The 17,952-nt window shown below is 70.0% G+C and carries 17 protein-coding genes and 2 pseudogenes; 10 read left to right on the forward strand and 9 right to left on the reverse strand.

Annotation, left to right across the window (positions count from 1 at the left end; all coding sequences use genetic code 11):
* The 6 genes and pseudogenes from ABD378_RS36355 to ABD378_RS36380 form a co-directional block, all read right to left on the reverse strand.
* Positions 1–928 (reverse strand): annotated as a pseudogene (locus tag ABD378_RS36355) (TIGR04222 domain-containing membrane protein); the annotation flags it as partial.
* A gap of 12 nt (positions 929–940) precedes the next feature.
* Entirely contained in the window at positions 941–2,245 is a 1,305-nt protein-coding gene (locus tag ABD378_RS36360; RefSeq protein ID WP_344528283.1) for an MbnB/TglH/ChrH family RiPP precursor modification enzyme, read from the reverse strand.
* Between the two features lie 109 nt (positions 2,246–2,354).
* Positions 2,355–3,122 carry a DUF4142 domain-containing protein gene (locus tag ABD378_RS36365; RefSeq protein WP_344528285.1) on the reverse strand — a complete coding sequence of 256 codons (768 nt, stop codon included), beginning with the start codon at positions 3,120–3,122 and terminating at the stop codon, positions 2,355–2,357.
* Positions 3,123–3,208: 86 nt separating this feature from the next.
* Positions 3,209–3,826 carry a TIGR03086 family metal-binding protein gene (locus ABD378_RS36370; RefSeq protein ID WP_344528287.1) on the reverse strand — a complete coding sequence of 206 codons (618 nt, stop codon included), beginning with the start codon at positions 3,824–3,826 and terminating at the stop codon, positions 3,209–3,211.
* Between the two features lie 7 nt (positions 3,827–3,833).
* Positions 3,834–4,283: a hypothetical protein gene (locus ABD378_RS36375; RefSeq protein ID WP_344528289.1), complete on the reverse strand. Its 450-nt coding sequence runs from the start codon at positions 4,281–4,283 to the stop codon at positions 3,834–3,836.
* Positions 4,284–4,359: 76 nt separating this feature from the next.
* Complete coding sequence (locus ABD378_RS36380) at positions 4,360–5,025, reverse strand: TetR/AcrR family transcriptional regulator (RefSeq protein WP_344528291.1); 666 nt, start codon at positions 5,023–5,025, stop codon at positions 4,360–4,362.
* A 376-nt stretch (positions 5,026–5,401) separates the two neighbouring features.
* On the opposite strand from ABD378_RS36380, the gene ABD378_RS36385 reads away from it, so the two are divergent.
* Both ABD378_RS36385 and ABD378_RS36390 read left to right on the forward strand, forming a co-directional pair.
* Positions 5,402–6,913, forward strand: a complete 1,512-nt coding sequence (locus ABD378_RS36385) for an FAD-binding oxidoreductase (protein WP_344528293.1) — start codon at positions 5,402–5,404, stop codon at positions 6,911–6,913.
* A 54-nt stretch (positions 6,914–6,967) separates the two neighbouring features.
* Positions 6,968–7,822, forward strand: coding sequence for an aldo/keto reductase (locus tag ABD378_RS36390; RefSeq protein ID WP_344528295.1), 855 nt, complete (start codon positions 6,968–6,970; stop codon positions 7,820–7,822).
* A 64-nt stretch (positions 7,823–7,886) separates the two neighbouring features.
* Here the strand turns inward: ABD378_RS36390 and rfbA are convergent, their stop codons facing one another.
* On the reverse strand, positions 7,887–8,762 hold the full coding sequence (rfbA, locus tag ABD378_RS36395; protein WP_344528297.1) for a glucose-1-phosphate thymidylyltransferase RfbA: 876 nt from the start codon (positions 8,760–8,762) through the stop codon (positions 7,887–7,889).
* Between the two features lie 264 nt (positions 8,763–9,026).
* On the opposite strand from rfbA, the gene ABD378_RS36400 reads away from it, so the two are divergent.
* Complete coding sequence (locus tag ABD378_RS36400) at positions 9,027–9,278, forward strand: acyl carrier protein (protein ID WP_344528299.1); 252 nt, start codon at positions 9,027–9,029, stop codon at positions 9,276–9,278.
* Between the two features lie 280 nt (positions 9,279–9,558).
* Positions 9,559–10,329, forward strand: coding sequence for an AfsR/SARP family transcriptional regulator (locus ABD378_RS36405; RefSeq protein WP_344528301.1), 771 nt, complete (start codon positions 9,559–9,561; stop codon positions 10,327–10,329).
* A 77-nt stretch (positions 10,330–10,406) separates the two neighbouring features.
* On the opposite strand, the gene ABD378_RS36410 is transcribed toward ABD378_RS36405, so the two are convergent.
* A complete protein-coding gene (locus ABD378_RS36410) occupies positions 10,407–11,264 on the reverse strand; it encodes a class I SAM-dependent methyltransferase (protein ID WP_344528302.1) in 858 nt (285 codons plus the stop codon).
* A 194-nt stretch (positions 11,265–11,458) separates the two neighbouring features.
* Between ABD378_RS36410 and ABD378_RS36415 the strand changes: the two genes are divergently transcribed.
* From ABD378_RS36415 to rdmE, 5 genes are all read left to right on the forward strand, one after another.
* Positions 11,459–11,896: an ester cyclase gene (locus tag ABD378_RS36415; RefSeq protein ID WP_344528304.1), complete on the forward strand. Its 438-nt coding sequence runs from the start codon at positions 11,459–11,461 to the stop codon at positions 11,894–11,896.
* Positions 11,897–11,941: 45 nt separating this feature from the next.
* Positions 11,942–13,060: a methyltransferase gene (locus ABD378_RS36420; protein WP_344528306.1), complete on the forward strand. Its 1,119-nt coding sequence runs from the start codon at positions 11,942–11,944 to the stop codon at positions 13,058–13,060.
* A 4-nt stretch (positions 13,061–13,064) separates the two neighbouring features.
* Positions 13,065–13,961, forward strand: a complete 897-nt coding sequence (rdmC, locus tag ABD378_RS36425; protein ID WP_344528308.1) for an anthracycline biosynthesis tailoring methylesterase RdmC — start codon at positions 13,065–13,067, stop codon at positions 13,959–13,961.
* A gap of 71 nt (positions 13,962–14,032) precedes the next feature.
* A complete protein-coding gene (locus ABD378_RS36430; RefSeq protein ID WP_344528310.1) occupies positions 14,033–14,746 on the forward strand; it encodes a class I SAM-dependent methyltransferase in 714 nt (237 codons plus the stop codon).
* A gap of 32 nt (positions 14,747–14,778) precedes the next feature.
* The gene (rdmE, locus tag ABD378_RS36435) at positions 14,779–16,377 is read left to right on the forward strand and encodes an aklavinone 12-hydroxylase RdmE (protein ID WP_344528312.1); all 1,599 of its coding nucleotides are present in this window, start codon (positions 14,779–14,781) and stop codon (positions 16,375–16,377) included.
* Between the two features lie 58 nt (positions 16,378–16,435).
* Here the strand turns inward: rdmE and ABD378_RS36440 are convergent, their stop codons facing one another.
* Positions 16,436–17,449 carry a Gfo/Idh/MocA family protein gene (locus ABD378_RS36440; RefSeq protein WP_425583941.1) on the reverse strand — a complete coding sequence of 338 codons (1,014 nt, stop codon included), beginning with the start codon at positions 17,447–17,449 and terminating at the stop codon, positions 16,436–16,438.
* 194 nt (positions 17,450–17,643) lie between these two features.
* Here ABD378_RS36440 and ABD378_RS36445 point away from each other — a divergent pair.
* Positions 17,644–17,952 (forward strand): annotated as a pseudogene (locus ABD378_RS36445) (hypothetical protein); the annotation flags it as partial.

Below are 17,952 nucleotides of genomic sequence, written 5' to 3' on the forward strand. Positions count from 1 at the left end.
CGCAGGAGGAGCCGCCGCCGCTGCTTCCGCCTCCGCCGCAGCCCCCGCCGCCGGAACCCCCGCAGCTGGAGCCGCCGCACGCCGAGCTGCCTCCGCCGCCCCCGCACCACGCGATGGTGGTCCCGGAGCTCGCGTACGACGAGGATGTCCCCGACGTGCGCCCCGGCCGGACGCGGTGCGCGGCCTGCAGCTGTGCGCGCAGGTCGGGGGCGAGCACGCCGACCAGGCCTTCCACCGCCACGCGGTGCGCCGCGCCGGACAGGTGCGCGCCCGCGGCGCGGTACTCCGCGAGGGCGGTACGGCCCGTGGCGGTCAACCTGGTGCGGGTGGCGCGGCTGCAGAGCTGGCCGATCAGGGCGCCGCTCAGCCAGGCCGCGATCAGGAGGATCGTCGACGTGCTGACGGGGTCCCATGAGGGGCCGTCGCCGTCCTCGACGGCGATGACGCCGATGACGAGGAAGAACCCGGTGAAGATCAGGGCGTTGTGCCGGATCTTTTGGCGCCGCAGGCGGTCCAGGGCCTCGGGCCGCACCATCAGGCCGCGCCGGGCCAGGGTGTCGCCGAGTGCCTGGACGGCGGGGCTGCGCATCACGCCGATGCGCAGCCAGTGCAGGGCGCTGCTCGGTGCCGAGGCCTGGGCCTGGAGCACCGCGTCCTCCACCGGGTTGCGGACCTCGGTCGACTGGATGGCGACGATGCCGGGGAATGCCACGACCAGGCGCCCGTCCTCGTGCAGGGCCGCGATGGCGGCGTCGGCGACCCGGCCGGGTCCGCCCGCGAGGAAGGCTGCCTCCAGGGGGTCGAACACGGCGCCGTGCCGTGCGTCGGGCTGCGCGGGCGCGGCCTGTCGGATGCGGGAGACGCCGACGAGGAGACCGGCCGACGAGGCCGCGACCAGTAGGGCGAAACAGATGGACAGGATCTCCACGGCAGCCGCCCCCTATCCTCGTCGCAGCGCGAAGCGCGCCGCCCTCAGCCATCGTGTGACTGGCCGCGCGTCCAGCGGCGCGGGTCCGGACCGCTCCAGCCACCACTGGGTGAGCCGGCCGCGCGCTTCCGCGTTCTCGGGCTGCCCGGCGAGCAGCAGCCGCTCGGCGAAGTCCAGCGCGTCACGACGGTATCCGCCGGACATCGGCCGGGCCTGGGCGTAGGAGGAGAACTCGGCGCGGTAGGCCTTGCCGAGAATCTCGGGCAGCTCGGGCGCCACCTTCGCCACGACGTCCGCCCGCTTGCCGGTCAGCGCCCGGCTCTGCACGGTCAGCCGGGCCCGGTCGAACCCTTCGGGCGCGGGCGTCCCCGCGACGAGCGCGGACAGGAGCGCGGTCTGCGCGAGGGCGAGACGCTGGCGGGCCGACTCCGTGGCGGTGGCGGCTCCATCGGCGGCCTTCGCCGTGACGGTGACGCACTCACCGGCGACCGGTGCCTTCGTCCGCACCCTCTCCCGTATCGCGTCCAGCTCCCGCTCCAGCTCCCGCGGCGCCGGGAAGTTCTCGTCCCGCTCAAGGAGGACGCCCGGCGGGGACACCCGTGAGGCCAGGTCCGACAGGATCGCGAGGACCGGCTCGGGGACCGGGTGCGCGTGGCTGTCGTGCCAGACGCCGTCCCGCTCGAAGCCGCCCGCGACATGGACGTACGCGATGGCCTCGACCGGCAGCTCGTCCAGGGCCTTGGCCGGGTCCTCGCCGCGGTTGACGTGGTTCGTGTGGAGGTTGGCGACGTCGATGAGGAGGCGCACGCCCGTGCGCTCGACCAGCTCGTGGAGGAACTGCCCCTCCGTCATCTCCTCGCCGGGCCAGGAGATCAGCGCCGCGATGTTCTCCACGGCGAGCGGCACCGGCAGCGCGTCCTGCGCGATGCGTACGTTCTCGCACAGCACGTCCAGGGCGTCGCGGGTGCGCGGCACCGGGAGCAGGTGGCCCGCCTCCAGCGGCTGCGAAGCCGTCAGCGGGCCCCCGGCGCGTACGAACGCGATGTGCTCGGTGACCAGCGGCGAGCCGAGCGCCTCCGCACGCTCGGCCAGCGCGGCGAGGCGGGTCTCGTCGGGGCGGTCGGCGCCGCCGAGGCCGAGCGAGACGCCGTGCGGCACCACCGTGACGCCGCGCTCGCGCAGCCGCAGGAGGGAATCGGGGAGGTGCCCGGGGCACAGGTTCTCCGCGACAGCCTCGACCCAGTCGATGCCGGGCATCCGTTCCACGGCGTCCGCGATCTCCGGACGCCACCCGATTCCGGTCCCCAGGTGCTTCATGTTCCCCCTCCTCCGCCAAGACCCCGCGTCGTGCTCGTGTCTTGTGAACGTGTGCAGGGGTCATGGCCCCGACAGACGCGGCCGAACCCCTGAGGAGGGACGTTCAGAGCTACATTTGAGGTTCCGGCCGGTCCGTGTTGACCGCTCCGGGCGGTGCGGGAGAGGGCCTGGACGTGGTGGACACATCGCCGGTCGGGCCGGCCGGCGGTGGCTCCGGGGGAGCGACGCCGGAGGGCGGGGGAGGACCGCTGGGGCTGGCCGTGGCGGTGGCGGCGCCGCCGTTCGCGATGTCGTCGAAGTCGACGAGTCCGGTCGCCTCCAGCATCGTGATGTGGTCGAGGACCGTCTGGTTGGAGTCGCTCGCCAGCTGCCGTATCAGCGTGTTGCGGGTGCTGTCCCGTACCTGCGCGATCACGCTGAACACCTTGCCGTGCGCGACCCGCAGCAGATTCGCGAACTTCCGCTGGTACTCCATGCCTTCGGCCTCGGTCAGCTCCTGGAGCCAGCCCTGCTGTTGGGCGGTGGGCTGGTTCGGCAGCTCCACGCCGAGCTGCGCCGCGACCGCACGGGCCCGCTTGTCGAGGTCCGTGTGGCCGACGATCAGATGGTCACCGGCCTCCTTGATCGCCTCGGTCGGCGCCCGCTCGACGGCCTGCTGGCCCGCGGGCAGTTCCCACAGGCCCGCGAGCCGCACCTTCACAAGGAGATCGCGGTCGGCCGCGGACAGCGGGCCCCACTGCGTGGCCACCGACCCGGCGGCCAGATTGGCGGGCCCCGTGCCCGAACGGTCTGCGTAGGACCACATGGGGAACGCGAGCGCGCCCAGTGTGGCCACGAGTGCCGCGATGATCAGAGCCGTGCCGTTGATGCGCCGCAATGTGCCGTGCCTCCCTGCCCGTCAACCTGCCATGGGGGCAAGCTACTTCCTGGTACCGGGAGATACGGAAGAGGCGTGCGTGATGTTCAACGCTTTGCCTCGCCGGTGTGCGGCTTCGGCGACCGTCCCAGGAGAGCCAGCATCTCCTGGAGCGGGGACGCGTCCTGTGGCGTGGGCCTGACCGGAGCGAACGCGGCCCCGGGACCTCGGCGTTCGGGATCCTTCGGCACCCGGCGGGCGATGTCGAGCGCGGCCTCGACGACGGGCCCGGGGAGATCGAGACCGACGCCGACGGTCGTCGCCACGTCCCAGGAGTGCACCACGTAGTCCAGGAAGTGGAAGCCGACGGCGATCCGTCCCGGGAACGTCCCGCCGATCTCGGGAAGCGTGAACCCCCGCTCCACGACGCCCTCTTCGGCGAACGCGGCAAGGACGTGACGGACCGACTCGTCGTAGAGCTTGAACGGATCGGGGCCGGGAAGCGGTTCGATCCAGTACGTACGGTCGGCGCCCGCGCCCCGCGCCGCCGCCGCGAACCCGTGGTGCTGTGCGGTCATGTGCGCCACCAGGTCGCGCAGCGTCCAGCCGGCGCAGGGCGAGGGGCGTTCCCAGTCGTCGTCGCGGGCGGCGCGCAGGACGCGGAGCGATTCCTGGACGGCGGTGCGGTCGAGTGCGATGAGGTCGAGTGCGATGAGGTCGGTCATGTTGTCCTCACGGTCCTTCCGGGCTGTGAACGGCCGTGTCCGGCCAGGGAGTCGGGTCGGTGAGCAGGGCGTGTGCGGCGGCCCAGACGGCATCGGGGTCGAGCCGGTCCGTCGTCCAGGCGGTGGCGCGCGTCGCGCCCCGGTCCCGGTGCGCGCGGACGATCCGTAGGTGGTCGGGGCGCCCGACGAACGCGTACAGCGACCGCTCACCCGTCCAGACCGAGACGGATCCCGAGAGTCTTCGCCACGGGTCGAGCCAGAGCCACATGCCGACGGCGCCGGGCGTCTTCGGCCAGCTCCGGCGCAGCCGCAGCCCCGACAGGGCGATCGGGAGGGTCTGGTGGTGACGGTCGGCGGTGAACTCCGTGACGCTCACCAGGACCGGGCCCGGCGCGTGCGCCTCGGGGCCCGCTTGCCACGGCGTACGCGTGATCGATCGCAGGATCGGTGAAGGCATGCGACGAGCTTAAATCTAAACGAACGGTCGTGCTACTTGTTTGTCGGGTCCGTCCGGAATCCAATCGGTGCGGATCTCAGGGGAGTTGGGGCACCAGCGTCGGGTCCGTCGCCGCCGCGCGCAGCCGCGCCGTGACGGCGACACCCGCCCTGCGGTAGGCGTCCGGTTCGCCGTGCAGCACCGATTGCGCGTTGGCCGTCTCCATGAGGGCGATGAGCTCGAAGGCGAGCTGGGGCACATCGGTGTCCGGGCGCAGTTCGCCGGTGTCGCGGGCCTCGGCCAGGCAGTGCTCCACCTGGCCGGTCCAGGCGCGGTCGGCGCGGACCAGTGCGTCGTGCACCGCCCCCTCGCGGGCGCCGAACTCGGCGATCGCGCCGTAGAAGAAGCAGCCGCCGGGAAAGACCCGCTGTTCCGAGTAGTCGAGCCAGCGCGCGCACAGCCGCCCTACCCGGCCGAGGCCGGGCGGGGACTTCATGGCGGGTTCCACCACGTTGTCCAGGTGGATGCGTCCCGCCGCGCGGATGGTCGCGAGCTGCAGCTCCTCCTTGGAGCCGAAGAGCGCGAAGACCCCGCTCTTGCTGAGCTTCAGCTCGGTGGCGATACGGCCGACCGACAGCGCGTCCAGGCCCTCGACCGACGCGATGTCGACCGTGCGGCGCAGGACGAGGCGCCGGGTCTGATTGCCGCGCTCGACGCGGCCGTCCAGCTTGGTGGCGACCGCGGCATCGGCCTTGCTGCCCATTTCGGTCTCCTCGGCGCGGGGCGGGGTGGTCCTGCATTATCCCCTGTCCGGCGCTGTCTGTTCCTGGCCGTTCCCGCGCGTCAGGCACAGCGGCCGACCGTGGCCGCTTCTGCCCCAACTCCCTTTCGTGACACTCCCGTTGAGCGAGAAACGAGGGTGTTACTCAAATTGTAGTATAGCGTGGTGCGGGCTGCTGCCTCCGCCTGTGCGGCGGTGACGGCGGCACTTGGGGGAGTCTGCGGTAGTTGTGAGGCCTCGGTGTGACCGGGGCTGTCAGGCGCGGGGCGGCAGGGGAGCCGTACCGCGTCCACGGGGGGACGACGTGCTGTGCCGTTCCACCCATTCGTGCTCATCATCGAAGGGTTGGGTGTTTCTTGTGAGTCAGAACGAACATGACATTTCGCCGCCGAAGGTCAAGACCGTGGGCGCCGACGATCCCCGGTACGACGAACTGGTGAGCAGGGGGTTCAACGCCCGTTTCGTCGCGGCTCCCGAGCGCGTCCACGTCGTCCACACGCCCCGGCAGATCGCCGACGTCCTGACGGCCGCCGTGAAGGCCGGCAAGCAGATCACCGTCCGCAGCGGCGGGCACTGCTTCGAGAACTTCGTCGACAACGACGACGTCCAGGAAATCATCGACACCTCGCCGATGCGCGCCGTGTACTTCGACAAGAAGCACCGGGCGTTCGCGGTGGAACCCGCCGCCACCCTGGGCGAGGTCTACCGCACGCTGTTCTACGAGTGGGGGGTCACCCTGCCCGGAGGGGTCTGCCCGCAGGTCGGCGTCGGCGGCCATGTCGCCGGGGGAGGGTACGGACCGCTGAGCCGTCGTGACGGAACCATCGTCGATCACCTCTACGGCGTCGAGGTCGTGGTCGTGGACCGGTCGGGCCGGGCCCGCACGGTGACCGCGACCCGGCGGCCGGACGACCCGAACCGCGAGCTGTGGTGGGCCCACACCGGAGGCGGCGGCGGCAACTTCGGCATCGTCACGCGGTATCTGTTCCGCACCCCCGGCGCCGGTGGCGACGACCCGTCGAACCTGCTGCCCAAGCCGCCCACCAAGCTCCGCACCACCTTCGTGACCTGGGCCTGGGCCGATCTCGACCTGGAGAAGTTCACCCGGCTCGTCACCAACTTCCAGCGGTGGTACGAGGAGAACGGCGACGACCCGCGTTACGGCAGCCTCTACAGCACGCTGCACCTCAACACCCACGCGACCGGCACCGTGAGCCTCGAGGCACGTTTCGACGGAGGTCGGTCCGACGCCGGCAAGCTCATCGACCAGTACGTCATGGCCGTCAACGAGCAGATGGGCCTCCAGCCGTCCGTCGAGCACCAGGAGGAGCTCTGGCTCCAGGCCACCATCGGCGCCCGCTACGACACCGGTGGATACGACCGGTCCAAGTCGAAGAGCGCGTACATCAGGCGGGCCTGGACGCCCGAACGCATCGCCGTCGTGCACAAGCACCTGACCGATCAGCGGTTCGACGGCTGGGGAGCCGTGGACCTCTACTCGTACGGCGGGAAGATCAACACGGTGGCGTCCGACGCCACCGCCCTGCCGCAGCGGGACTCGATCCTCAAGTCCTGGATCTCGGCCACCTGGAAGGACCCGGCGCTCGACGACCAGCACCTGAACTGGATGCGGGAGATGTACCGGGACATCTTCGGTGACACCGGCGGCGTTCCGGTACCCAATGACGACCACGACGGCTGCTACATCAACTACCCCGACCTCGACATGGCCGACCCGCGGTGGAACACCTCGGGGGTGCCCTGGCAGACCCTCTACTACAAGGACGGCTACCGCCGCCTCCAGCGGGTGAAGGCGGAGTGGGACCCCCGCGGGGTCTTCCGCCACCCGCTCTCCGTGCAGCTTCCCTGACCCTGATCCACCCGATCCACCCGATCCGCCCGATCCACCGGAAGGACCGTCGCAGTGATCCCCGTCCGAGCCGTCAGCACGCGCATCAACCTGGGAAAGGAACTCACCGTCGGACGGCTCGGATTCGGGGCGTTGCGACTCACCGGACCCCACCACTGGGGTCCGCCCGCCCGGCCGGACAAGGCGGCCGATGTGGCTCGGCGCGCGGTCGAGCTGGGGGCGACGTTCATCGACACCGCGGACGTGTACGGCCTCGGTGCGAACGAGGAACTGCTCGCCGCCGCGCTGCACCCGTACGCGCCGGGCCTGGTCATCTCCACCAAGGCGGGCGAGGTCAGGCCGAGCCCGCACCAGTGGCGGGCGCTCGGCAGGCCCGACTACCTGCGCCAGCAGGCCGAGTTGAGCCTGCGCCGGCTCCGGCTCGAGTGTGTCGAACTCTTCCAGCTGCACCGCGTGGACCCGCAGGTTCCGCTGGAGGACCAGGTCGGAGCCCTCAAGCAGCTCCAGGACGAGGGCAAGATCCGGCACATCGGCCTCTCGGAGGTGACCGTGGAACAGCTGGAGCGGGCCCGGAGCGTCGTCGACGTGGTGAGCGTGCAGAACAAGTACAACCTGTACGACCGGCGGTACGAGGACGTTCTCGACCACTGCGAGCGGCAGGCCATCGCCTTCATCGCGTGGAAGCCGCTTTCGGGTACGGCAAGGCCCGCGCCGGACAGTGCCCTGGCGCGGGTTGCCGCGGAGACGGGCGCGACAACCACGCAAGTGGCCCTCGCCTGGCTGCTGCACCGGTCGCCGGTGGTGCTGCCGATTCCCGGCACGTCATCGGTGTCCCATCTCCGGTCGAACATGGCCGCGGCGGACCTCTCGCTCACCGGCGAACAGGTGGCCCGGCTCGGAGCGGGGTGACGGGCCGGGAACGAGTTGCCGGCGGTGGCCGCCGCCCGCCGGCAACTCTCGTACGCAGGCGGTGTCAGGCGCCCAGCTCGCTCGCCACGGCCATCACGTACTCGCCGTACCCGGATCGGGAAAGTTTCGCCCCGAGCCGGTGGCACGCGTCGGCGTCGATGAATCCCATGCGCAGGGCGACCTCCTCCAGGCAGGCGATCCGCACTCCCTGCCGGTCCTCGAGAGTCTGCACGTAGTGGCCGGCCTGCAGGAGCGACTGCGGAGTACCGGCGTCGAGCCAGGCGAATCCGCGGCCGAACGTGACGAGTCTGGCGCGGTCGGCCGCGAGATAGGTCCGGTTGACGTCGGTGATCTCCAGTTCTCCGCGCGCCGAAGGGCGTACTTGCCGGGCGATCTCCACGACGTCGTTGTCGTAGAGATAGAGACCGGTGATGGCCAGATTCGACCGGGGTTTCTCGGGCTTTTCCTCCAGGGAGACGAGCCGTCCCGATTCGTCGACCTCTCCCACGCCGTAGCGTTCGGGGTCGGTGACCGGATATCCGAAGAGGACGCAGCCCTCGAGGTTCTGTCTGTGTTGGAGCAGGAGGTCGTAGAAGCCGTTCCCGTGAAAGATGTTGTCGCCGAGCACAAGGGCGACCGATTCGTCGCCGATATGGTCGGCGCCCGTGATGAACGCTTGCGCAAGTCCGTTGGGCACGGGCTGTTCCGCGTAGGTGAGGGATATCCCCAAGTGGCTGCCGTCACCCAGCAGTCTGTGCAGCTGCGGGATGTCTTCGGGCAGGGCGATGATCAGGATGTCCCGGATGTCGGCCAGCATCAGGGCCGACACGGGGTAGTAGATCAGCGGCTTGTCATTGACGGGGAGCAATTGTTTCGACACGGCGAGGGTGATCGGTTGTAAGCGGCTCCCGTAACCGCCCGCCAGGATAATCCCTTTCATGCTTCCTCCTTGGCTCTGGCATTGTCCGTGACATTAAGTGGAGGTGTCCCCGTGGAACAAGAATCGTCCGGCGAATATCGACTGGGATACGAGGCGGTGGGCGGATTTCGGCCTAGTGTGCGTCGGCTCGACCGGTTCTCAAGTAGGAGTGAATCGAGTGATCATAGGGTGACCTTAGTGACCACGCTTGACCGTAGTTGCCCAACGTTGATCGTGTGACCGCGTCGGCGGTCCGCGTACGAGGAGCACCAGGGAAGGAAGAACGTGGCGGAGCGACTGACAAGTGAAAGGCTTTTCGCCATCTTGCGGGAGTGCGCGGGAGAGGAGGAGGCCATGGGTGGAGAGGATAAAATCGACACGGAGTTCACGGCGCTCGGCTATGATTCTCTTGCCCTTCTGGAGGCCACCGCCCGAGTGTCCAATGAATTTGGCGTCGAGATACCCGAGGAGGCCCTCGCGGACGTCAAAACCCCCAGCCAGTTTCTTGCCGTCGTAAATCCGCTGACCACGGGCTGACGGCCGGCGCGACAGAAGCCGAGTGTGTCTGATTTCTGTCGCGAGGTGCGGTGTTCTAAGGTGCCGAAAATCGCGAGGTGCGGTGTTCAAGGGTGCCAAAAAATGGCGCGATTCCGTTCCGTGTTCCGCCTCGGAACAAGCGTCGCATCTGAGACGTTGATACTCACGACCACATAGGCGAACCGTGATCGATGGGGGAGAAACTGCTGTGAATCTGGGTGTTTTAGGCCCTCTTTCGGTGCAAGTCGAAGATGAACTACACACTCCGAGCGCACCGAAAATGCGGAGTGTTTTGGCGACGCTGCTCGTGCACGCCGATCAGGTGGTGCCCGTGTCGTCGCTGATACGTGAACTGTGGGACGAGAACCCACCGGTCAGCTGTTTGACCACGCTGCAGACCTACATCCTCAACCTGCGCAAGCTGCTGGCGTCGGCGACCGGGATGGACACCAGCGAGGTCGCGGCCGAGATGCTCGTGACCCGGTCCGGTGGCTATCTCTTCCGGATCAACCGCGGGGATCTGGACGTCCACCGGTTCCACCAGCTCGTCGCCGACGGACGCAGGGCGCTGTCGTCCGGCGACGACGAGACCGCTCTGTCCACTCTCTCCAGCGCACTTCAGCTGTGGCGGGGGCCCGCGCTCGTCGACGTCGTCGTGGGGAGCATCCTGGAGGGGCGGCGCCAGCAGTTCGAGGAGTCCCGCCTTGTGGTCCTGGAGTACCTCGTCGACACCCAGCTGCGACTGGGGATGTATCGCGAGGTGCTCACCGAGTTGGCGGCGCTGACCGCCGACAATCCGTACCACGAGGGACTGCACATCCAGTACATGCGAGCCCTCTACCTCAACGGCCGGCGGGCACAGGCCCTCGAGGTGTTCCAGCGTTTGCGCGTGAACCTGGTGAACCATCTGGGCCTCGACCCCGGCCCGTTGGCGCAGCAGCTGCACCGCTCCATCCTCAACGCGGAGGCGATCGATGCCCAGGGCGGCCTGCGCAGGCCGACCGGGGACATAGTCCGGATGTCGTCGTCGGGAGCGGCGCGCGTCTACTGAAACCGTGCGGAGCCCGGCCCGGGTCGGAGGGCCGGGCTCCGTACGTTCCGCGGCACGGCCCCGGGCCCGGAGTCCGCTCAGGCCGCGACCGACGCCTCTACGTACCGGACCGGCGTGGGCAGGCGCAGCGGGCCGTCGCCGCGCAGCTTGTCCAGCTCCGTGATCAGCCGCTTGCGCAACTGCTCGCTCTCGTACGCCGGAAGGTGCTGCCACAGCAACCGCATGCCCTGGGTGTGGGTCCAGTCCACCCACGTGGTGCCGTCCGGCGCGGTCAGACCGACGTGCTCATCGGTGATCGACACGTCCTCGAACCCGGCGCGGACCATCGTGCGGTTCAGCTCTTCGGTGTCCCCGAGCCAGCTGTTGAACCTCCGCTTCAGGGCCTCCGGTTGCCAGTCCGGCGGCAGGTTGCGAAGCAGCCGCTGCGGGATCAGATCGGTGAACACCGGCGGCAGGAAGGGGAACGTGTCGTCCGTGAAGACCGGGCTCGTGAAGGCGATCCGCCCGCCGGGGCGCAGCAGGCGCGCGTACAGGGCGAGCGCGGCAGGCGCGTCGGGCAGGAAGATCACGCTGTAGCTGCCGGTCACCACGTCGAACGAGGCCTCGGGCAGATCGGGACGCTCGCCGTCCATGACCCGCACCTCGACGTGTTCGACGCCGAGCGTGACGGCCCGCCGGCGTGCCTCCTCCACCATGGCCGGCGCGATGTCGATGCCGAGGGCGTGCCCGGACGGCCCGACCCGCTCCGCCGCCACGAACAGCGCCGCGCCCCGGCCGCACCCCACGTCGAGCACCCGCTGTCCGGTTTTGGGTGCGACCCGCTCCACCAGTCTGCGGCCCATAGGCGTGAAGAATTCGACGCCCAACTGGTCGTACTCGGCCGCGGCGTCGTTGAACGCCTCCGTGACGGCCGACTTGTACGCGGTTCTGTCCATGTGTTTCCTCCGAATATTTACGAGCCGACCAGATAACCCTGTCCAGTTGCTCCTGGGAATGGGTCGGAAGGCGCTCGGCGCCTGGTCGAACACGGCTCGGCACTCCGTCGAGGCACTGCGAATGAGCATTGTTGTGAGCAGTTCCCGCAGGAAGGATGAACTCACCACGGACCGACGCGATGAGGAGACCGGACATGAGCGACCGGATCGACATTGTTCGCCGAATGGTGAACGCCTACAACACCGGAAACGTCGACGACGTGGCCGAATTCATTCACCAGGAGTACCTCAACCCCGGTGCCCTGGAGCACATGCCGGAACTGCGCGGCCCCGAAGCATTCGCACTCGCCGTCAAGTGGCTGAAACTCACATTCTCAGAGGAGGCCTATCTGGAGGAGACCGTTTACGAGGAGAACGGCGACTGGGTCCGGGCCAAACTGGCCCTCTACGGGCGCCAGGTGGGCGATCTCGTCGGGATACCCGCCACCGGACGGAAGTTCTCCGGTGAGCAGATCCACCTCATCCGGATCGTCGACGGGAAGATCCGCGACCACCGCGACTGGCCCGACTACCTCGGCACGTACCGCCAGCTCGGCGAGCCCTGGCCCACGGAGCAGGGCTGGCGGCCCTGACCAGGTGCGCGCCCCGCACCCCCGCCGTCCCAGGAAAGGAACAAGGTGAGCGCAACACCCACGGAACCCGACCCGGCCGCTGCCGACCCGGCCGCCGCGCGGCCCGAGAACAGTGACCTCGACGTGCTGCTCAAGCAGCTCGGCAACCTCGTGACCCCCATGGCCGTCAGGACCGCGGCCACGCTCCGTCTCGTCGACCACATCCAGGACGGCGCCCGTACGGTCGACGAACTCGCCGCCCGTACGGGCACGCACGCCCCGACCCTCGCCCGCCTCGTCCGCCACCTGGTCGTCACCGGAGTCCTTCAGGGCGGTGACGACGGCACGCCGCTGAGCGCCACCGGCGTCGGACTGCTCCTCGCCGACGACCACCCGGCGCAGCAGCGGGCCTGGATGGACCTGAACGGAGCCGTGGCCCGCGCCGACCTCGCCTTCACCGGGCTCCTCGACACGGTACGCACCGGCCGTCCTGCCTACCCGGGCCTGTACGGGCGGCCGTTCTGGGAGGACCTCTCCGCCGACCAGGACCTTGCCGACTCCTTCGACGCGCTCATGTCCTGCGACGACAACGCGGCCTACGAAGCACCGGTCGCCGCGTACGACTGGTCCGGCGTACACCACGTCCTCGATGCGGGCGGCGGCAACGGCGCCCTGCTCGCGCAGATAGTCCGGACGGCGCCGCACGTGCGGGCCACCCTCCTCGAACTGTCCGGCCCCGCGGAACAGGCCAGGCGCAAGCTCGCGGAAGCCGGTCTCACCGACCGCGTCACGGTCGTGGACGGCGACTTCTTCAAGCCGCTGCCCGTCACCGCCGACGCCGTCATCCTCTCGTTCGTCCTGCTCAACTGGTCCGACGACGACGCGCGGGCGATCCTGCGGCGGTGCGCCGAGTCCCTGGAACCGGGCGGCAGGCTGCTGGTCATGGACCGGGCGGACGTCGAGGCGGACGGCGCCGACCGCTTCTTCAGCACCCTCCTGGACCTGCGGATGCTGACCTTCATGGGAGGCCGGGTGCGCACCCGGGACGAGGTGGTCCGGCTGGTCTCCTCCGTCGGCTTCGCCCTGGCGTCGGAACGCACCAGCGGGTCACCGATCCTCCCGTTCGACTTCTCCGTCCTGGAGTTCCTCCGCGCCCCCGAACAGCCCACCCCGGCAGAGGAGTAGACACATGTCCGAACGCATGGTGCCCAGCGGGGACGTGGAACTGTGGAGCGACGACTTCGGTGACCCGTCGCACCCCGCGGTGCTGCTCGTCATGGGTGGGAACCTCTCCGCCCTCGGCTGGCCCGACGAGTTCGCCCGGCGCATCGCCGACGGCGGACGCCACGTCATTCGCTACGACCACCGCGACACCGGCCGTTCCACGACCCGCGATTTCGCGGAGAACCCTTACGGCATCGACGAGTTGGCCGCTGACGCGGTCGCGGTCCTGGACGGCTGGGGCATCGAGAGGGCGCATGTCGTCGGCCTTTCGATGGGGGCGACGATCGCTCAGGTCATCGCCCTCAACCACCACGACCGGCTGAGCGCTCTGACCATGATGCTCGGTGGCGGACTCGACATCGACTTCGACGGCAACATCGAGCGCGCCATGCGCGGCGAACCCACGCCGGACGGGCTCCCCGGCCCCCAGCAGCCCTTCCTGGACGCCCTGGCCCTGATGACAAGGCCCGCGGAGGACCGCGCGGCCGAGGTCGCCAAACGGGTCAGCAAGTGGCGCATCCTCTCCGGGACGGCCGTGCCGTTCGACGACGACGAGTACGCGCGGTGGGAGGAGCGGGCGATCGACCACGCGGGCGGGGTCATCACCGAACCGTACGCGCACTACTCCCTGACGCTGCCGCCGCCGTCCCGGGCGGCCGACCTGCGGGACGTCACCGTGCCGACCCTGGTCATCCAGGCGGAGCACGACCCCATCGCGCCCGCGCCGCACGGCAAGCACCTCGCCGGGCTCATTCCCACGGCACGCCTGGTGCAGATACCGGGCATGGGCCACGCCCTGCCGTCGTCGGTCCACGGGCCGCTGGCCGAGGCCATCCTCGGCCACGCCCGCCCCGCGCGGTGAAGGACACGAAGGACACGACGGACACGACGGACACGAGGGAAACGAAGGACAGGAAGGGGGCGGGTCACACGATGTACGGAACGGACCTGGCCCAGGTCTACGACCTGGTCCACCGCGAGCGGGGCAAGGACTACCGCGCCGAGGCCGAGGCGGTCGCCGCCGTCGCCCGCGAACGCAGGCCGGGCGCCGCGCGACTGCTCGACGTCGCGTGCGGGACCGGTGCCCACCTGCGGCACTTCACCACCCTCTTCGAGCATGCGGAGGGCCTCGAACTGTCCGAGCCGATGGCGCGTGCGGCACGCGCCGCGCTGCCCGGCGTGGCCGTCCACCCGGGCGACATGCGGCAGTTCCGCCTCGGCACCACCTTCGACGTGGTGACGTGCATGTTCGGGTCCATCGGCTACATGGAGTCGGAGGCGGAACTCACCCTGACGTTGCGGGCGTTCGGCGCGCACCTGGAGCCCGGTGGGGTCGCTGTCGTCGATCCTTGGTGGTTCGACGAGACGTTCACGGAGGGACATGTGTCCGCCGATGTCGTCACCGTCGACGGGACGACGATCTCCCGCGTCTCGCACTCGGCCCGCCGGGGCGCGGCCTCGCACATGGACGTGCACTTCGTGGTCGCCGAACCGGCCGCGGGTGCCCGGCACTTCGTCGATACGCACGTCATCTCGCTCTTCGGCCGGGCGCAGTACGAGGAGGCGTTCCGGCAGGCCGGCTTCACGGTCGAGTACCTGCCCGAATCGCCGTCAGGCCGCGGCCTGTTCGTCGGCGTACGGACATGACAGCGGACATGGAAGGACCAGTGAGGAGCGACATGAACGACCATGAAGCGGACGTCCTGGTGGTGGGAGCGGGCCTCGGCGGCCTGTCGACGGCGATGTTCCTCGCCCGGCAGGGCGTCCGGGTGCTGGTGGTGGAACGGAGGCCGGGCCTCTCGCCCTACCCCAGGGCCGCCGGGCAGAACCCCCGGACGATGGAGCTGCTGCGCATCGGGGGCGTGGCCGACGAGGTGACCCGCGCCGACGACATCCGGGGCGCGCACGGCGACTTCGTCATCCGGCTTGCCCAGAGCGTCCGGGGCGAGGTGCTCAGAACCGTCTCGGAGAGCTTCTCCGACATGGTGGCCGCCACCGCGCCCTGTACGCCCGCCGGCTGGGCGATGCTGTCCCAGGACAAGGTGGAGCCGATCCTGCTGACCCAGATGGAACGGCACGGCGGCAGCATCCGCTTCGCCACCGAACTCCGGTCCTTCCGGCAGGACCCGGACGGCGTGACGGCCGTGTTGAGCGGCCCCGACGGCGAGTACGAGCTGCGCGCCCGGTACCTCGTGGCCGCCGACGGCAACCGCAGCCCCGTCCGCGAGGCGCTGGGCATCGAGCGGTACGGGCACGGCACGCTGACGCTCATGGTCGGGATCATCTTCGACGCGGACCTCTCCGGCATCATGGAGCCCGGCACCACCGGCTGGTACTACCTCCACCACCCCCAGTTCACCGGCACCTTCGGGCCGACCGACCAACCCGGCCGGCACACCTTCTTCGTCGAGTACGACCCCGACAAGGGTCAGAGCCCCGAGGACTTCACCCCGGAGCGCTGCACCGAACTCATCCGGCTCGCGCTCGAGGCCCCGGAGCTGACGCCCGAACTCGTCGACATCCAGAGCTGGGAGATGGCCGCACGGATCGCCGAACGCTGGCGCGACGGACGGGTCTTCCTCGTCGGGGACGCCGCGAAGGTGACCCCGCCGACCGGGGGCATGAGCGGCAACGCGGCCGTCGGCGACGGCTTCGACGTGGCGTGGAAGCTCGGCGCGGTGCTGCGCGGACAGGCCGGGCCCGGACTCCTCGACACCTACGAGGACGAGCGGAAGGTCGCGGCGGAGCTCGTCGTGGCCGAGGCGCTCGCCCTGTACGCCCAGCGGATGGCGCCCGACATGGCGGACGTGTGGGACAAGTCGGTGGGCTACGCCGAGACGCTGCTCGGCTTCCGCTGCCGCTCCGCCGCTGTCCTGGCCACGGACGACGACCCGGCGCGGGTGGAGAACCCGTTGACCCCGAGCGGCCGGCCCGGCTTCCGCGCACCGCACGTCTGGGTGCGGCGCGCCGGCGAACGGGTGTCCACCGTCGACCTGACGGGCGACGACTGGGCGCTCCTGGCGGGTGAGCTGGGTGAGGACTGGAGCACGGCGGCGCGGACGGCGGCCGCGGAACTGGGCGTCCCCGTCCGGGTCCACCGGGTCGGCACGGACTTCACCGACCCGGAGAACGGGGTGCCCGACCGCTACGGCATCGGCAAGGCCGGGGCGAGCCTGGTCCGGCCTGACGGCATCGTCGCCTGGCGCACCGACGAACGGGCGCCCGACGCCACCGCCGTGCTCGACGGCGTCCTGCGGCAGGTCCTGGACCGGCGGTGACGACGACGCGGTGGGCGGGGCGATACTCCGCCCCGCCCACCGCGTCGCTCCCGCTCGCTCAGCCGAGGCCCGCGCCCTCGCCGAGGAGTTCACGCTCGTGGTGCCCGGCCGCGGGCCCGTCGACGATCCGCGCGACACGGCGTACGTGGTCCACGAGCCCGGCCTGCCGCAGGGTCGCCGATGTGTCGCTGCCGAGGTCCTGGCCCGCGCGGGCCGCCCGGACGAAGGCGTCGATGGCGTTGACGACCTGGCTGTCCTCGGGCAGCGACCGCTCGACCACCTCGTCCTGCCGCTCGATCCTGACCACCGGCTTCAGCTGCTCCGGGGGCGTGAAGGCGCGCCGGACGCTCACCCGGCCCCGGTCGCCCCAGAGCGCGTACGTCGACCGGTAGGAATGCTCGAAGCCGAAGTCCAACTGGGCCGTCGCTCCCCGGGCGTCGCTCAGCAGCACACTGCCCGCCACGTCGACGCCCGTCGCCTCGTCCATCCGCAGACAGGCGCCGAGCACATCGAGTTCCCCGGTCATGTACAGCTGGGCCGCCCGCAGCGGATAGACCCCGACGTCGAGCAGCGCGCCCCCGCCGAGGTCGGCCTGGTAGCGGAACGAATCGGGCGCGAGCGGCGGAACGGCGAACGAGCCCGAGAACACGCGCAGTTCACCCACCGCGTGGTCGAGCATCTCGCGGACCGCACCGTGCTGCGAGTGGTGCAGGAACATGAAGTTCTCGGCGAGGACGAGTCCGAGTTCCGCAGCGGTCGAAATCAACTCGAGCGTGTTCTCGTACGAATCCGACATCGGCTTCTCGACGAGTACGTGCTTTCCGGCCCGCAATGCCCGCAGCGCCCACTCGTGATGCATACCAGGCGGCAGCGGAATATAGACGGCGTCGAGGTCGTCCCGGTCGATGACCGCGGCGTAATCCGCCACTCCCCGGCAGCCGAAGGCGGCTCCTACGCGCTCGGCCTTCGCCTGGCTGCGGCTGGCCACCGCGACGAGGTCGACGTCGTCGTGCGCGGCGAGAACGGGCAGTATCCGGCGGGTGGCGATGTCCGCGCAACCGATCACGCCCATTCGGAGCGCCCGTTGCTGACGGTGCTCTGGCATAAGGGGTCCTTATCACCTTGCTGGAGTCCGGTGGGCCCTCAAGGTAGTTCCCGTGGATCGGGCGCTGCTTGAGGAACGGTGGATACGGAAATCGGCAGTTCGAGTGTTCTTCTAATGAGGCCCCGTACCTTGCCGAGGGAATCCGATGACGGAGGTGGCGGGTGACAACGGCGACGAGTGCGCTGGGACGCGAGCTGCAATTGGTGCACGCGGCACAGTGGCTCTACACGGTCAACGACGAACCGTTCGTGGCGGGGGCGGGGGACGCCTACGCCCGGTTCGTACGGGGCTTCGACGAGGACACGGCTCCGGTCCTCGCGTCGATCGCGGAGCGGGGGCCGCTGTGGCGCAGCAGGCTCGACACCTGGGTCGGCGCGGACCGCGAGACGGCCGGGCTGCTGCTCGGCCACCCGGACACGGCCGTCGCCGCGGCCGTCCCGCAGGCGGTGCCGTGGCTGCCCGGCGTGGCA

Origin of the sequence: Streptomyces rectiviolaceus (assembly GCF_039533825.1) — a bacterium.
Taxonomy (GTDB): Bacteria; Actinomycetota; Actinomycetes; order Streptomycetales; family Streptomycetaceae; genus Streptomyces; species Streptomyces rectiviolaceus.

Coding starts and splice junctions, on each gene's coding strand:
- ABD378_RS36360 (WP_344528283.1), bottom strand. CDS start 2,245: ATGAAGCACCTGGGGACCGGAATCGGGTGGCGTCCGGAGATCGCGGAC.
- ABD378_RS36370 (WP_344528287.1), bottom strand. CDS start 3,826: ATGACCGACCTCATCGCACTCGACCTCATCGCACTCGACCGCACCGCC.
- ABD378_RS36375 (WP_344528289.1), bottom strand. CDS start 4,283: ATGCCTTCACCGATCCTGCGATCGATCACGCGTACGCCGTGGCAAGCG.
- ABD378_RS36380 (WP_344528291.1), bottom strand. CDS start 5,025: ATGGGCAGCAAGGCCGATGCCGCGGTCGCCACCAAGCTGGACGGCCGC.
- rfbA (WP_344528297.1), bottom strand. CDS start 8,762: ATGAAAGGGATTATCCTGGCGGGCGGTTACGGGAGCCGCTTACAACCG.
- ABD378_RS36405 (WP_344528301.1), top strand. CDS start 9,559: ATGCGGAGTGTTTTGGCGACGCTGCTCGTGCACGCCGATCAGGTGGTG.
- ABD378_RS36410 (WP_344528302.1), bottom strand. CDS start 11,264: ATGGACAGAACCGCGTACAAGTCGGCCGTCACGGAGGCGTTCAACGAC.
- ABD378_RS36415 (WP_344528304.1), top strand. CDS start 11,459: ATGAGCGACCGGATCGACATTGTTCGCCGAATGGTGAACGCCTACAAC.
- rdmC (WP_344528308.1), top strand. CDS start 13,065: ATGTCCGAACGCATGGTGCCCAGCGGGGACGTGGAACTGTGGAGCGAC.
- ABD378_RS36430 (WP_344528310.1), top strand. CDS start 14,033: ATGTACGGAACGGACCTGGCCCAGGTCTACGACCTGGTCCACCGCGAG.
- rdmE (WP_344528312.1), top strand. CDS start 14,779: ATGAACGACCATGAAGCGGACGTCCTGGTGGTGGGAGCGGGCCTCGGC.
- ABD378_RS36440 (WP_425583941.1), bottom strand. CDS start 17,449: ATGGGCGTGATCGGTTGCGCGGACATCGCCACCCGCCGGATACTGCCC.